The following is a 14,701-nucleotide window of genomic DNA, read 5'->3' on the forward strand; positions in this document are numbered from 1 at the left end:
AGACAAGGAGAACGAACCCATGACCGATCCCATCCCCGCACCCGCGAACCCGATCCCCACCCCGACGTCGCCGGCGCCGGACGTGCTGCGCTGCGCGTACCTCGAGCTGCAGGTGACCGACCTGAAGCGCTCCCGTGACTTCTACGTCGACGTGCTCGGCCTCGTCGTCACCGAGGAGGACGAGAACACCGTCTACCTGCGCTCCCTCGAGGAGTTCATCCACCACAACCTGGTGCTGCGCCAGGGCCCCGTGGCGGCCGCCGCCGCATTCGCGTACCGGGTGCGCAGCCCCGAGGAGCTCGACAAGGCGGTCGCGTTCTACACCGAGCTCGGCTGCCGCGTCGAGCGGCGCAAGGAGGGCTTCGTCAAGGGCATCGGCGACGCGGTGCGCGTGGAGGACCCGCTCGGCTTCCCGTACGAGTTCTTCTACGAGGTCGAGCACGTCGAGCGCCTGGCCTGGCACTACGAGCTGTACGGCGCGGGCGCGATCGTGCGCCTGGACCACTTCAACCAGGTCACCCCCGACGTGCCGCGCGCGGTCAAGTACATGACCGACCTGGGCTTCCGCACCACCGAGGACATCCAGGACGACAAGGGCACCGTGTACGCCGCCTGGATGCGCCGCAAGCCGACCGTGCACGACACCGCCATGACCGGCGGCGACGGGCCCCGGCTGCACCACATCGCCTTCGCGACCCACGAGAAGCACAACATCATCGCGATCTGCGACAAGCTCGGCGCCCTGCGCCGCTCCGACGCGATCGAGCGCGGCCCCGGCCGGCACGGCGTCTCCAACGCGTTCTACCTGTACCTGCGCGACCCCGACGGGCACCGGGTGGAGATCTACACGCAGGACTACTACACGGGCGACCCCGACAACCCGGTCGTCACGTGGGACGTACACGACAACCAGCGCCGCGACTGGTGGGGAGCGCCGGTGGTGCCGAGCTGGTACACCGAGGCATCCCTCGTGCTCGACCTCGACGGCAACCCGCAGCCGCTCACCACGCGCACGGAGGATCGGGAGATGGACGTGACCATCGGCGCCGACGGCTTCTCCTACACGCGACCGGAGGAGCCGGAGCTGCCGTCCTGGAAGCAGGGCGAGTACAAGCTCGGCCACCAGCTGTGAGCGAGGCGACGAGACGGATGCTTCCAGAGCAGCAGATCATCGCCATCGCCGATGAGCTGGCGGCGGCGGAGCAGCAGCGGGGCACGATCCCACTGCTGACCGCCCGGTTCCCCGACATGACCGTGGAGGACGCCTACGCGGTGCAGAACGAGTGGCGCCGGCGCGGCATCGCGGCCGGCCGGCGCCCCGTCGGCCGCAAGATCGGCCTGACCTCGAAGGTCATGCAGGCGGCCACCGGCATCACCGAGCCCGACTACGGGGCGATCTTCGCCGACATGGTGTTCGAGAGCGGCCGCGTCGTCGAGCACGGCCGGTTCTCCAATGTGCGCATCGAGGTGGAGCTCGCCTTCGTGCTCGGCAGCGCGCTCGAGGGCCCCGGCACCACGATCTTCGACGTGCTGCGCGCCACCGAGTACGTGGTGCCGGCGCTGGAGATCCTCTCCAGCCGCATCGAGATGCAGGGCCGCACCATCGTCGACACCATCAGCGACAACGCCGCGATGGGGGCGATGGTGTACGGCGGCACCCCGACCGCGCCCGACGCGATCGACCTGCGCCGGGTCTCCGCGCTGCTGTACCGCAACGAGACGATCGAGGAGTCGGGCGTCGCCGCGGCGGTGCTCGGGCACCCCGCCATGGGCGTGGCCTGGCTCGCCGACAAGCTCGCGCAGCACGGCGACAGGCTCGAGGCCGGCGAGATCGTGCTCGCCGGCTCGTTCACCCGCCCCATGTGGGTCGAGAAGGGCGACACCGTGCTGGCCGACTACGCCGAGATGGGGACCGTGACATGCCGCTTCGTCTGAACCCCACCCTGCGCGACCGCCTCGCCGACAGCGGGCGGCCGCTGTTCGGCGGCTGGGTGTGCTCCGGCTCGCCGGTCATGGCCGAGATCATGGCCGGATCCGGCCTGGACTGGGTGCTCATCGACATGGAGCACGCGCCCAACGGCCTCGAGTCGACCCTCGCCCAGCTGTATGCCGTCTCCGGCTACCCCACCACGCCGGTCGTGCGCGTGCCCGACGGGGACACCGTGATCATCAAGCAGGTGCTCGACCTCGGGGCGCAGAACATCCTCGTGCCGATGGTCTCCACCCCCGAGCAGGCGCAGCAGGTGGCGCGGGCCGCGCAGTACCCGCCCGCCGGCGTGCGCGGCGTGGGCAGCGCGCTGGCCCGCTCCGGCCGGTGGAGCCGGGTCGACGGATACCTGCAGCACGGCGCCGACCACGTGTCGGTGTTCGTGCAGATCGAGACGGAGGAGGGCGTGGCCAACGCGGAGGCGATCGCCGCCACGCCGGGCGTCGACGGCGTGTTCCTCGGGCCGAGCGACCTCGCCGCGTCCATGGGCCTGCTCGGCCAGCAGACGCACCCCGACGTGGTCGCGGCGGCGCATCGCGCCTTCGCCGGCGTCGCCGCCGCCGGCAAGCCGGTCGGCGTGAACGCCTTCGACCCCGCCGCCGCCCGCGCCTACGCCGACGCGGGCGCCCGATTCATCCTGGTCGGCGCCGACGTGGCGCTCGTGGCCCGCGCCTCCGAGCGCCTCGCCGCCGACTTCATCACAGACTCCAAGGAGTAGACATGACCGACCGCGAATCCCGGCTGCTGGCCTCCGTGCCGAACCGGCTCTTCATCGGCGGCGAATGGGTCTACGGCGAGGGCGCCGCCACCTTCGCCGTGCGCGACCCCGCGACCGCCGAGGTGGTGCGCGAGGTCGCCGACGCGACCGCCGCCGACGGCATCCGTGCCCTGGACGCGGCCGTCGCCGCGCAGGACGCGTGGGCCGCCACCGCTCCCCGCACCCGCAGCGACATCCTGCGCCGGGCGTGGGAGCTCGTGCAGGAGCGCAAGGACGACCTCGCGCTGCTGATGACGATCGAGATGGGCAAGCCGCTTCCCGAGGCCCTCGGCGAGGTCGCCTACGGCGGCGAGTTCCTGCGCTGGTTCAGCGAGGAGGCGGTGCGCATCTCGGGCCGCTACGGGCTGAACCCCGAGGGCACCGGCCGCATGATCGTCTCGCAGCACCCGGTCGGGCCGTCGTTCTTCATCACGCCGTGGAACTTCCCGTTCGCGATGGCGACGCGGAAGATCGCGCCCGCCCTGGCGGCCGGCTGCACCGTGGTGATCAAGCCGCCGCAGCTGACGCCGCTGACCACCCTGTTCTTCACGCAGCTGCTGGTGGAGGCGGGGCTGCCCGCCGGGGTCGTCAACGTCGTGACCTCCTCGTCCTCCAGCCGCGTCTCGGCGCCGATCATCGCCGACAGCCGGCTGCGCAAGCTGTCCTTCACGGGTTCGACCGAGGTGGGGCGCAAGCTGATCGCGCAGGCGGCCGACAACGTGCTGCGCGTCTCGATGGAGCTCGGCGGCAACGCGCCGTTCCTGGTCTTCGACGACGCCGACCTCGACAAGGCGGTCGAGGGGGCGCTGGCGGCGAAGTTCCGCAACATCGGCCAGGCGTGCACCGCGGCGAACCGCTTCATCGTGCACGAGGCGGTCGCCGACGAGTTCACCCGGCGCGTCACGGAGCGCGTCAAGGCCATGCGCGTCGGGCGCGGCACCGAGGAGGGCGTCACGATCGGCCCGCTCATCGACGACGACGCGGTCGCCAAGGCCGACGAGTTGGTGACGGATGCCGCGAGCCGCGGGGCCACCGTGGTGACCGGCGGCCGCCGCCTCGAGGGCCCGGGCACGTTCTACGAGCCGACCGTGGTCGCGGGCGTGCAGCCGGGCAGCTCGATCCTCGTGGAGGAGATCTTCGGCCCGGTGCTCGCGGTCGCGACCTTCCGCGACGAGGACGAGGCGGTCAGGCTCGCCAACAGCACGGAGTACGGCCTCGTCTCCTACGTGTACACGCGCGACCTCGCCCGCGGGCACCGCATGATCGACCGGCTGGAGACGGGCATGATGGGCCTGAACGCCGGGGTGGTCTCGAATGCGGCGGCGCCGTTCGGCGGGGTGAAGCAGTCGGGCGTCGGCCGCGAGGGGGGTCTCGAGGGCATCCACGAGTTCCTGTCCACGAAGTACACGCTGCTGCCGGTGGAGTGAGCGGTGCGGTGGCCGGCGCGTCCACGCCGCCGGTCACCGCGCAAGCCACAGCGCGCCGACGGCCGCGGCGACGGTGACGGGCGCCAGCAGCGCGCCGAGCGCGAGGTAGCGCCCCCAGCGCAGCCGCACCCCGAGCCGCGTCAGCCGCTCGTGCCAGAGCAGGGTCGCCAACGACGCCCACGGGGTGACGAGCGGCCCCGCATTGACCCCGACGAGCAGGGCGAAGGTGGCCGCCGCACCGTGCGCGGTGGGCTCGAGGGCCAGGTAGGCGGGGAGGTTGTCGGCGAGGTTCGCCGCTGCCGCCCCGACTCCGGCGACCCCGAGCAGCGCCGGCAGACCGTCGCCGGAGCGCACGATGCGCTCGAGCACGGCGGTCAGCCCCGCCGCGTCCAGGGCCGACATGGCGAGGAACAGGCCGCAGCTGAGCAGCAGCAGCGGCCACGGCAGCAGCTCGACGGTCAGCTCGCGGGGCCGCAGCACGGCGAACGCGGCGCCGAGCACGAGGGCGGCGGCCACGGCCGGCAGCCACACCGGCACCCCGGAGAGGAGCCCGGCGACCAGCAGCACCAGCACGACCGCCGCGATGACGACGAGGCGCTGATCGACGACCTCGACCCGCGTCGGCGGCGCATAGCTGCGGGACAGCTCACGACGGAACAGGACCGCCACGAGCGCGCACGGCGCGGCGACGCCGACCGCCTCGGCCGGCCAGGAAGCCTGGGCGAAGGCGGCCGGGCCGATGCCGCCCAGGTGCTGCTCGGCGAGCAGGTTGGTCAGGTTGGAGACGGGCAGCAGCAGGGATGCCGCGTTCGCCAGCCACACCGTCGTGAGCGCGAACGGCAGCGGGTCGAGCCCCACCCGCCGGGCGAGCACGATCACGATCGGGGTAAGCAGCACCGCGGTCGTGTCGAGCGAGAGGAACGCGGTGCTCGCGGTGGCGATGGCCGCGATGAGCAGCCAGAGCAGCCACGCCCGGCCGCGGCCGGCGCGGGCCGCCCACGTGGCGATCGCGTCGAACAGCCCCGCGGCAGTGCTGAGCTCGGCGACCACCGTGATCGCGGTGACGAAGAGCAGCACCGGCCAGACGCGCGCGCCGAGGGCCGCGGCATCCGATGCCGGCAGGATGCCGAGCGCCACCGCGATCGCGCCGCACCCGAGCAGCACCGTGCCGAGCAGGGCGGTGCGCAGCGGGCGGGTCACGCCTTCAGTCTCGCCCCGCCCGCGCCCCGTGCTCCGTGCGCTACCAGCACAGGCAGAACGGATGCCCCGCCGGGTCGGCGTACACCCGGAAGCCCTCCTGAGCGTCGAGCTCGTACTCCGCCTTGAGCAGCTCGGCCCCGACCTGCCGCGCGTGCGCATCCGCCGCGGCGATGTCGTCGACGTAGAGGTCGAGATGGAGCTGCTGCGGCTGCCCGTCGGGCCACTCGGGGCGGACGTGGTTCGGCGCGAGCTGGAAGCCCATGCGCGGCTCGCCGCCGACCCTCAGCGTGTGCCAGTCGTCTTCCTTGACGACCTCGGTCTCGGCCTCGCCGCCGAGCAGCGCCGCCCAGAACGAGCTCTCGGCCTCGAGGTCCGCCGTGTCGAACACGACGATCTGCTTCTTCACCTTCATGCTGCGATCGTGCCCCGCGCCGCCGACATTCACGCAACACGGGTCGGCGGGCGAGCGCGTCGCGGGCGCTGTGTGCTTACGATCCCAGGGTGAGCGATGGCCGGCAGACCGACCCCTCGGAGCGGGCGCACCGGCGTGCGGCCGTGATCTGCAACCCGACCAAGGTCGACCTGCCCCGCCTCCGCGCGGCGGTCGAGAAGAGCACCGCCGACGCCGGCTGGGAGCCGGCCGCGTGGTTCGAGACGACGCCGGACGACCCAGGCCACTCCGCCGTCCGCAGCGCCCTCGCGGGCGGCGCATCCGTGCTCATCGTCGCCGGCGGCGACGGAACCGTGCGCGCGGTCGTCGAAGAACTGGGCGGGCGGCCCGTGCCGGTCGCCGTGGTCCCCGCGGGCACGGGCAACCTGCTCGCCCGCAACCTCGGGCTGCCCATGAACGATCTGCAGGCCTCGGTGCGCGCCGCCTTCAGCGAGCGGGAGCGGCGCATCGACGTGGCCACCGCCGAGCTCACCCGACCCGACGGCAGCACCAGCTCGCACGCCTTCGTCGTGATGGCCGGCATCGGGCTGGACGCGCGGATGGCGGCCGAGACGAGCGCCGCCCTCAAGTCCCGGATGGGCTGGGTGGCCTACGCCGATCCGATCAGCCGCTCCATCATGTCCGGCCACCGGTTCTCCTTCCACTACGCCGTGGACGGCGCCCCGCCCCGCGGCGTGCGCGCCCACACGGTGATCGTGGGCAACTGCGGCACGCTGACCGCGAACGTGCTGCTCATCCCCGACGCCCGGCCCGACGACGGCATCCTCGACGCCGTCGTGCTTCGCCCCCAGGGCGTGAAGGGGTGGGCGCAGGTGGGCGTGCGGCTCGTGTTCGCCCGGTTCCTGCACCGCACCGCGACCGGGATGCGGCTGCGGCGGGCGCTGCGCAGCCCGCGCGCCCTGCGCTTCGCCCGGGCGCGCCGCATCGACGTGCGCCTCACCGAGCCGCAGCTGGTCGAACTCGACGGCGACGACATGGGCGCCATCGCCGCCGCCTCCATCCGGGTGCTGCCCCGGGCCCTCGTGCTGCGCGTCCCTATACTGCGACGGTGACCGACGAGCGCACCCGCATCCTGGTCGCCGAGGATGATCGACGCCTCGCGGCGATGCTCGAGCAGCTGCTGCGCTCTGAGGGGTACGAGGTGGTGCTCGCCCACGACGGGCAGGCGGCGTTGCACGCGGTGCTGACCCGGCCGTTCGACCTGCTGCTGTTCGACCGGGGCCTGCCGGTGCGCGACGGACTCGACGTCCTGGAAGCCCTCAGGGCGCAGGGAAACGCGGTTCCGGCGCTCATCCTGTCGGCACTCGGCAACCCGTCGGACCGGGTCGAGGGCCTCACCAGAGGCGCCGAGGACTACCTCGCCAAGCCGTTCGACATCGACGAGCTGCTGGCGCGCCTGCGCGTGCTGCGCCGCAAGAGCGCGGCGCCGACCGGCGGGCTCGCGGTGCCGGGCGGGGTGCTTCACCCGCAACGCCACCAGGTCGACCTCGGCGAAGGCCGCACGGTCGTGCTGTCGGAGCGGGAGAACGACCTGCTCGCGATGCTCGCCCGCCGGCCGCGGCAGGTGTTCACCCGTGAGGAACTGCTCGACTCCGTGTTCGCCGACGCCGACGACACCGGCGTGGTCGACAGCTACGTCCACCACCTGCGCAAGAAGCTCGGCCGCGAGTGCGTGCTGACCGTGCGCGGCGTCGGCTACGCCCTCGGGCGGCTGCCGTGAGCACCGAGACCGGCAATCTGCGCAGCGCCTCGCGCCGGCTCGCGCTGCGGTTCGCGGCGTTGATCGTCGCGTTGTTCCTCATCGTCGGCGGCGTCGTGGTCGTGCTGGTGGCCACCACCCAGCACGAGGCCCTGATGCGGCAGCTGATCAGCGCCGAGCACCTCGATTCCCCGCGGGACGCCCCGCGCGGCACATACCTCGCGATCGCGGCACAGCACGGCACCGTCTCCGTGTCCGCCGACGCGCCGAGCGGCTTCCCCGAGCTGTCCGACTTCGAGGAAGTGGAGCGCACCGGCACCGCGATCGAACGCACCGCGAGCTTCGGCGGCCAGGCCTACGTCGTGCGCACCGACTCCGACTCCGGCCGGGTGGTGCAGGTGGCGGTGGGCAAGAGCGAGAGCGAGGCCGAGCTGCGCCGGGTGCTGCTGGCGCTGGCGCTGGCCGGGGTGCCGGTCGCCGTCGGGGCGGCGCTCGCGGCGTGGTGGATGTCGCTGCGGGCGATGCGTCCGATGGCCGAGGCGCTCGCGCTGCAACGGCGCTTCGTCGCCGACGCCGGTCACGAGCTGCGCACGCCGCTGACCCTGCTGAGCACGCGCGCGCAACTGCTGCGACGGGCGCTGCCCTCCCCCGCCGACGAGACGGATGCGGCCGGCGCGGCGGCGCCGTCGGAGCCCCTGTCGCGCGAGGCCCTCACCGCCGGGCTGGACGAGATCGTCGCCGACGCCAAGACGCTCACCGGCATCCTCGAGGACCTGCTGATCGCCGCCGACCCGCGCCGCGACGCCGAGCGCAGCGAGGTCGACGTGGCGGCAGTGGCGGCCGAGGCGTGCGCGGCGTTGCGATCGGATGCCGCCGGCCGCGGCATCCGTCTGGAGAACGTCGCCCCCGCTCCGGTTCTCGTCAACGGCGTGCGCGTGTCGCTCACCCGGCTCGTCACCGCCCTGCTCACCAACGCGCTCGACCACGCCCGCTCGCAGGTCACCGTCACGGTGTCCGCCCACCCCGGCGAGGCGTGGGTCGAGGTCGAGGACGACGGTCCCGGGTTCCCGCAGGCGGTCGCCGACCGCGCCTTCGAACGCTTCGCGAGCGCCCGCCCGGTGGAACCGGACGCCGTGGGCCCGCGCCACTACGGGCTCGGGCTGGCGCTCGTGGCCGAGGTCGCGCATCGGCACGGCGGCGCGGTCGCGATCGTCGACACCGGCGGCCGCGGAGCACGGGTGCGGGTGCGGCTGCCCGCGATAGCCCGCGCATAGGGACTGCTCGGCGTCCACCCAGCCCGAATAAGAATGTTGGAAGATCCGCCGCCCAGTGTTGAGTCAGAGAGACTTCGACCGAGAGGGGCCGAGATGAACCTTCGCATCCGCGGAACGCGCGCGGCGGCGGCGATCGTCGGATCGATCGGCGCGCTGGCGTTCGCCACCACTGCGGCGTTCGGCGTGTTCTTCCTCCACCAGGAGACGAGCCAGTCCTCCTCGAGCGGCACCACCGGCGACGACGGGGTGTCCGGCACCGGATCCACCGGGACGGGGTCCGACTCGGGATCCACGGGAGACGGGTCGACGGACTCGGGGTCCACGGGCGACGGGTCCACGGACTCCGGCTCGGACAGCGGCGGCTTCGGCTCCTTCGGCGACGAGGGCACCCAGGGCGTCGCCCCCGGCGCGGGCGGCATGCACGGAAGCTCGTCGGGCTCATGATCGCGACGAACGCGACCGCGAGCGACCGCTGGGCGATCTGGAGCACCGAGGCCGTGCTCGTCATCACCGAGCCGTCCCGGCTCCGCACCGCTCACCGTCTCGTGGACGAGACCCTCGCCGAGGTGGAGCGGGCGTGCAGCCGCTTCCGCCCCGACTCCGAGCTCAGCCTGCTTCGCGGCCGCATGGCCGGCGGAGTCGCCGTCTCGCGCACCCTCGCCGCACTCGTCGATGCGGCGCTGCGCGCCGCCGCGTGGACCGACGGCGACGTCGACCCGACGGTCGGTCTGCGGCTGGCCGAACTCGGCTACGACCGCGACCTCGCCGCCGTGGGCGCCGACGCGGAGATCGCGGTAGAGGTGCACCCACTGCCGGCGAGCAGAAACGGATGGCGCCGCATCCGTCTCGACGGCGACCGCCTCACCGTGCCCGACGACCTCGCGCTCGACCTGGGCGCGACCGCCAAGGCCGTGGCCGCCGACCGGGCCGCCGCGCGCGTGGCGGCCGAGCTGGGCTGCGGGGCGTTCGTCGGCCTCGGCGGCGACATCGCCACCGCCGGTCCGGGCCCCGACGGCGGATGGCAGGTGCGCGTGCAGGACCTGCCGGCGGACCCCGCCCAGCAGGTCTCGCTCTCCCCCGGCTGGGCGATCGCCACCTCGAGCACGCAGAAGCGGCGCTGGAGCGCCGGCGGGCGGCGGATGCACCACATCCTCGACCCCCGCAGCGGACTGCCGGCGCCCGAGACCTGGCGCAGCGTGACCGCGGTCGCGCGCGACTGCCTGCGCGCCAACGCGGTGAGCACCGCCGCCATCGTGCGCGGTCCGCGCGCCCTGGCCTGGATGCGCGAGCTCGGCGTCGCCGGGCGGCTTGTCGACGCGTCCGGTCGCGTGCACACCACGGGCGCCTGGCCGGCGCCGACCCCGTCGCCCGAACCTGAGGAGGCCGTCGATGTTCGATGACACGATGTGGGCGTTCGGCCGCGCCAGCGGCATCGTCGACCTGGTGCTGCTGACCGTCGCGGTGCTCGGCGGCATCCTCACCCGCTCCGGCCGCCCCCTGCCGGGCATCCCGCGCTTCGCCCTGTCGCTGGCGCACCGCAACGTCTCGATGCTCGCGGTCGTGTTCCTCGTGCTGCACGTGGCGACCCTGCTGCTCGACCCGTATGCGAAGCTCACGATCGCCGATGTGGTCGTGCCGTTCGCCGGCGCCGAGAAGCCGTTCTGGTTGGGGCTCGGCACGGTCGCCTTCGACCTGCTGGTCGCCGTCGTCGCCACCGCGCTGCTGCAGCGCGCGATCGGCACGAAGGCGTTCCGCGCCGTGCACTGGCTCACCTATGCGATGTGGCCGGTCGCCGTGCTGCACTCGGTCTTCGACGGCACCGACGGCACCGACGCCTGGTTCGTGGTCGGAACCGTCCTGGCCACCGCCGCCGTGCTCGCCGCCGTCGCGTGGCGCCTCTCGCACGGATTCCTGGAGACGCAGAGCCTGCGCGGACCGGATCGACTGCGCGCGCCGCAGCGGCCGGACGCCGAACTGAGGAGGGTGTCATGACGGTCGAGGCGATGGTGGAGCCCGAGTCGGGGGCGATCGGGGTGGACCGCCTGCTGGCGGCCGGCCCGGACGCCCGTTGGGCGCAGCACGCGACGCGCTTCGGCGCCCTGGACGCGGCCGCGGCGGCCCCGACGCTGCTGGCCGAGCTCGAGGCCTCAGGGCTCGGCGGCCGCGGCGGGGCCGGTTTCGCCGCCTGGCGCAAGCTGGCCGCGACCCTCGAGGCGGGCCGGCGCCCGGGCGCCCGCCCCGTGGTCATCGCCAACGGCTCGGAGGGCGAACCGCTCAGCCACAAGGACGCGACGCTGCTGCGCCACGCCCCGCACCTCGTGATCGACGGATTGCTCGCGGCCGCGGCCGCCGTCGGCGCCTCGGACGCGTACCTGTACGCCGCCGAGCCGGGGCTCGAGGCCGTGCGCGCCGCCGCGGCCGAGCGGGCGGATGCCGCCCGCATCCGCTTCGTCGCCGCACCGGACGCCTTCATCGCGGGGCAAGCGACGGCGGTCGTGAACGCGATCGAGAACGGCGTCGCGTTGCCCAGGGATCACACCCGCCGGCTCAGCGAGTCGGGCTTGCGCGGCCGCCCGACCCTGCTGCACAACGTCGAGACGCTCGCCCAGCTGGCGCTCGTGGCCCGCTACGGCGCGGCGTGGTTCCGCGCGGTGGGCACGGCGGACGACCCCGGAACCAGGCTCGTCACGATCGCCGGCGACGTCGCCCTCCCGCAGGTGCTCGAGGTGGCCGGCGGCACCCGCATCGCCGAGGTGCTCCGCGCCGCGGGCGCGGACACCTCGCGGCTGGCCGCCGTGCTGGTCGGCGGCTACCACGGCGCGTGGCTGCCCGCCGACGCCCTCGACGCACCGCTGTCGCCGGCCGGGCTCGCCCCCTTCGGCGCCCACCCCGGCGCCGGTGTGCTGCTCGCCCTCGACCGCACCCGCTGCGGCGTCGAGGCGACGGCGGGCATCGTCTCGTACCTCGCCGCCCAGTCCGCCCGCCAGTGCGGGCCGTGCCGCTTCGGCCTGCCGGCGCTGGCGGAGACGTGGAACCGGCTGGCCTACGCCTCCCACGACTCGGGCCTGGCCGCCCGGGCGTGGGAGCTGACCGACACGGTCGACGGCCGCGGCGCCTGCGCCCACCCCGACGGCACCGCCCGCATGGTGCGCAGCGCCCAGCGCGTGTTCGCCGACGATCTGCGGCTGCACGCCCACGGCGGCTGCGCCAGGGCGGCGCGGTGAACGGCCCGTGGGAGGAGAGGATGCGACGATGACCCGGCTCGACCCGCGCGGGGCATCCCCCGACGCCCCCGTCCCGGCGGCCCGCCTGCACATCGACTGGACCCGCTGCGACGGTCGTGGGCTGTGCACCGAGCTGCTGCCCGAGCTGCTCGACCGCGACGAGTGGGGCTACCCGATCGCCCGCTCGCTGAGTGACCGCTCGGATGTGCCGGTCCCGCCGGAGCTGGAGCAGGCCGCGCTCGACGCCGTCACGCTCTGCCCGGTGATCGCCCTGAGGCTCACCCGGCGCTGAGGGCTCGCGCTGGCCGGCCGCCTCATGATCCCTCGCTAGCCGCGGCCCCCGCCGAGAAGGGCGTAGCCGAGCGGGATCGCCGAGACGCACATCAGCACGATGCCGAGCGGGGCGGCGGCACCCAGCAGCAGGATGCCGCCGACGAGGAATCCCGCGAACACGATCGCGCCCACCGCGCGCCGGATCAGGCGCTCGAGACGGGAGAGGCGGCGATCCAGGGCCGGTGTCGCAACGGTGACGACGCCGTCGTTCACGTGCGTGATCAGGGTGTCGATGCGCCCGGGCAGGCGCGCGAAGACGCCGGCCGCAGAGACGACCTCGCGGGCGGCGGCCGCCACGACGTTGCCGCTCTGCTCGCGCAGCAGGCGCGCGGCGAACGGCTCGATCGCGTCCCAGATGTTGAACTCGGGGTCGAGGGCGCTGCAGACGCCGGACGTGAGCGACGCCGAGCGGATGATCAGCAGGAAATCCTCGGGGAGTTGGAACGGCAGCGAGCGCACGACGCGGCCGAACTCCTGCCCGAATTCGCGGAACTCGCGCGGGTCGACGCGGCGCAGCTGGGCGAAGCCCATGCCGCCGAAGCGGTCGAAGAGCGTCAGCATCGCGCGCTCGAGCTCGGAGGTGTCGGCGGCGGGCAGCAGGATGCCGGCCTCCTTGATGCTCTCGATCAGCCGGCGGCCGTCGCGCGCCGCCACGGCGATCAGCACTCGGCGCAGCGCGCCGCGCAGCTCGTCGGTGATCTCGCCCATCATGCCGAAGTCGATGAAGGTGAGCCGGAATCCGGGCGCCGCACCGGGTGCAGGGGTCACGAACACGTTGCCGGGATGCGGGTCGGCGTGGAAGAAGCCCTGCCCGAGCAGCTGCTCGAACATCACCTCGGCGAACACCGCCGCCACCTCGCGCGGGTCGATGCCCGCCGCCCGCAGCGCGTCGACGTCGTCGATCTTGATCGCGGTGACGTCGGCGAGGGTCAGCACGCGCCGGGTCGTGCGCTCCCACACGACGGCGGGCACCACGACGCGCGGGTCGTCCGCGAAGACCGTGGCGAAACGGGTGGCGGCGACGGCCTCGTGCAGGTAGTCGATCTCCTCGAGGCTCGTCTGCGCGAACTCGCGCACGAGTGCGACCGGGTCGACGTGACGCGACACGACATCGAGGTGGCTGAGCCATCCCGCCACGCGGCGCAATGCCGACAGGTCGACGTCGACGATCGAGCGGATGCCCGGCCGCTGCACCTTGACGACGACGCCGTCCTGACCGAGCTCGGCCGCATCCCGCGTGCCGAGGCGCGCGCGATGCGCCTGGCCGAGGGATGCCGCAGCCACCGGCTCCTCGTCGAACGCGGCGAACGCCTGCGCGAGCGGCACGGCGAGCTCGCCTTCGGCGAGTTCGCGGATCGCGGGGAACCCGGCCGCAGGCACCTCGTCCTGCAAGCCGGCGAGCTCGCGCGTGATCTCGGGCGGCAGGACGTCGAGCCGCGACGACAGGAACTGCCCGACCTTGATCATGAGGCCGCCGAGTTCGACGGCGAGCAGGTGGAAGCGCTGGGCCATGCGGGTCAGCCGCCCGGCGCGGCCGCGCTCGGCGAGCGCGCCGAAGCCGATCCGCGGCAGCACCAGCTCGAACCACCACGACTCGACCAGGAACCGGCCGGCGAAGCGCAGGATGCGGCGGTACCGGGCGCGCTCGACGCCGGCAGCGGGCCCGCGCGGCTCGGTGCCGGGGCCGCTCGCCGGCGGCATCCGATCAGTCCCCTGCGTCACTCCTGCGCGAGGATCGCGTACAGCTTGCGCCGCACCTCGTCGAGCAGCTTCGCGGCTTCCTGCTGTTGCTCGGGCGTGCCGGAGCGCTGCACCTGAGCGGCGGCCTGGGCGAGCTCCATGCCCGCCTTGGGCAGCGGTCCGATGCCGAACAGATCACGCTTGCGCGATTCCGGCCCCGGCGCGCGCTCAGCCGCGGCATCCGCTTCGGCCTTGCCGGCCGCGGTCAGCGAGTAGGTCTTGCGGCCGTCCGCTGCGTCGGCCTCGATGACGCCCTCGTCGGTGAGCAGCTGCAGCGTCGGGTAGACCTCGCCGGCGGTCGGCTTCCACGACCCGTTGCTGCGCTCGCCGATCTCGGCGATCAGCTCGTACCCATGCATCGGCCTCTCGGCGAGCAGCGCGAGCACGGCGCTCCGCACATCCCCGTCGTGACCGGGGCGGCCACGCGGGCTGAGCCGCTGCTCGACGGCGGAGCGCAGCTGGTCGAATGCGTCTGAGAGGGACGGGCCGGCGCCGGGACGCCCGCCTCCGAAGCCGCGCGAGCTCGTGCCCGCGCCAGTGAACGACGTGCTCATGACGACCTCCCGGTCTGACGTGACGCGGCTGGGTTGTCGCCGCGGTTTCACGATA

16 protein-coding genes are annotated in these 14,701 nt (G+C 73.7%); 12 read left to right on the plus strand and 4 right to left on the minus strand.

Annotated elements, in window-relative coordinates:
* Window positions 1-19 precede the first annotated feature (19 nt).
* From hpaD to H563_RS0103520, 4 genes are read left to right on the plus strand one after another with little or no spacing between them, the layout of a single operon-like run.
* Window positions 20-1,132, plus strand: a complete 1,113-nt coding sequence (gene hpaD / locus H563_RS0103505; RefSeq protein WP_022881228.1) for a 3,4-dihydroxyphenylacetate 2,3-dioxygenase — start codon at window positions 20-22, stop codon at window positions 1,130-1,132.
* Window positions 1,133-1,149: 17 nt separating this feature from the next.
* Window positions 1,150-1,935, plus strand: coding sequence for a 2-keto-4-pentenoate hydratase (locus tag H563_RS0103510; protein WP_022881229.1), 786 nt, complete (start codon window positions 1,150-1,152; stop codon window positions 1,933-1,935).
* Window positions 1,920-2,705: an HpcH/HpaI aldolase family protein gene (locus H563_RS0103515; protein ID WP_022881230.1), complete on the plus strand. Its 786-nt coding sequence runs from the start codon at window positions 1,920-1,922 to the stop codon at window positions 2,703-2,705. The genes H563_RS0103510 and H563_RS0103515 overlap by 16 nt, the downstream gene beginning before the upstream one ends.
* A gap of 2 nt (window positions 2,706-2,707) precedes the next feature.
* Window positions 2,708-4,171 (plus strand): NAD-dependent succinate-semialdehyde dehydrogenase, encoded by a 1,464-nt coding sequence (locus H563_RS0103520; protein WP_022881231.1) that lies wholly within the window; start codon window positions 2,708-2,710, stop codon window positions 4,169-4,171.
* A gap of 33 nt (window positions 4,172-4,204) precedes the next feature.
* Here H563_RS0103520 and H563_RS0103525 read toward each other — a convergent pair whose 3' ends face one another.
* Window positions 4,205-5,371 (minus strand): SLC13 family permease, encoded by a 1,167-nt coding sequence (locus tag H563_RS0103525; protein ID WP_022881232.1) that lies wholly within the window; start codon window positions 5,369-5,371, stop codon window positions 4,205-4,207.
* 40 nt (window positions 5,372-5,411) lie between these two features.
* Window positions 5,412-5,783 carry a VOC family protein gene (locus tag H563_RS0103530; RefSeq protein WP_022881233.1) on the minus strand — a complete coding sequence of 124 codons (372 nt, stop codon included), beginning with the start codon at window positions 5,781-5,783 and terminating at the stop codon, window positions 5,412-5,414.
* An 89-nt stretch (window positions 5,784-5,872) separates the two neighbouring features.
* Between H563_RS0103530 and H563_RS0103535 the strand changes: the two genes are divergently transcribed.
* From H563_RS0103535 to H563_RS0103570, 8 genes are all read left to right on the plus strand, one after another.
* Window positions 5,873-6,874: a diacylglycerol/lipid kinase family protein gene (locus tag H563_RS0103535; RefSeq protein ID WP_022881234.1), complete on the plus strand. Its 1,002-nt coding sequence runs from the start codon at window positions 5,873-5,875 to the stop codon at window positions 6,872-6,874.
* Window positions 6,871-7,542, plus strand: a complete 672-nt coding sequence (locus H563_RS0103540; protein WP_022881235.1) for a response regulator transcription factor — start codon at window positions 6,871-6,873, stop codon at window positions 7,540-7,542. Before H563_RS0103535 ends, H563_RS0103540 begins: the two co-directional genes overlap by 4 nt.
* Window positions 7,539-8,795 carry a sensor histidine kinase gene (locus H563_RS0103545; protein ID WP_022881236.1) on the plus strand — a complete coding sequence of 419 codons (1,257 nt, stop codon included), beginning with the start codon at window positions 7,539-7,541 and terminating at the stop codon, window positions 8,793-8,795. The genes H563_RS0103540 and H563_RS0103545 overlap by 4 nt, the downstream gene beginning before the upstream one ends.
* Window positions 8,796-8,888: 93 nt before the next feature.
* The gene (locus H563_RS0103550; RefSeq protein ID WP_022881237.1) at window positions 8,889-9,239 is read left to right on the plus strand and encodes a hypothetical protein; all 351 of its coding nucleotides are present in this window, start codon (window positions 8,889-8,891) and stop codon (window positions 9,237-9,239) included.
* Window positions 9,236-10,195 carry an FAD:protein FMN transferase gene (locus H563_RS14785; RefSeq protein WP_022881238.1) on the plus strand — a complete coding sequence of 320 codons (960 nt, stop codon included), beginning with the start codon at window positions 9,236-9,238 and terminating at the stop codon, window positions 10,193-10,195. Before H563_RS0103550 ends, H563_RS14785 begins: the two co-directional genes overlap by 4 nt.
* Entirely contained in the window at window positions 10,185-10,787 is a 603-nt protein-coding gene (locus tag H563_RS14790; protein WP_022881239.1) for a ferric reductase-like transmembrane domain-containing protein, read from the plus strand. The genes H563_RS14785 and H563_RS14790 overlap by 11 nt, the downstream gene beginning before the upstream one ends.
* Complete coding sequence (locus H563_RS0103565; protein WP_022881240.1) at window positions 10,784-12,019, plus strand: NADH-ubiquinone oxidoreductase-F iron-sulfur binding region domain-containing protein; 1,236 nt, start codon at window positions 10,784-10,786, stop codon at window positions 12,017-12,019. The genes H563_RS14790 and H563_RS0103565 overlap by 4 nt, the downstream gene beginning before the upstream one ends.
* 28 nt (window positions 12,020-12,047) lie before the next feature.
* Window positions 12,048-12,311, plus strand: a complete 264-nt coding sequence (locus tag H563_RS0103570; RefSeq protein ID WP_022881241.1) for a ferredoxin — start codon at window positions 12,048-12,050, stop codon at window positions 12,309-12,311.
* A 35-nt stretch (window positions 12,312-12,346) separates the two neighbouring features.
* Here the strand turns inward: H563_RS0103570 and H563_RS0103575 are convergent, their stop codons facing one another.
* The gene (locus H563_RS0103575; protein ID WP_022881242.1) at window positions 12,347-14,053 is read right to left on the minus strand and encodes an ABC1 kinase family protein; all 1,707 of its coding nucleotides are present in this window, start codon (window positions 14,051-14,053) and stop codon (window positions 12,347-12,349) included.
* A gap of 17 nt (window positions 14,054-14,070) precedes the next feature.
* Window positions 14,071-14,646: a PadR family transcriptional regulator gene (locus H563_RS0103580; RefSeq protein ID WP_022881243.1), complete on the minus strand. Its 576-nt coding sequence runs from the start codon at window positions 14,644-14,646 to the stop codon at window positions 14,071-14,073.
* Window positions 14,647-14,701 lie beyond the last annotated feature (55 nt).

It is taken from the genome of Gryllotalpicola ginsengisoli DSM 22003, from assembly GCF_000419445.1.
GTDB classification, from domain to species: Bacteria; Actinomycetota; Actinomycetes; order Actinomycetales; family Microbacteriaceae; genus Gryllotalpicola; species Gryllotalpicola ginsengisoli.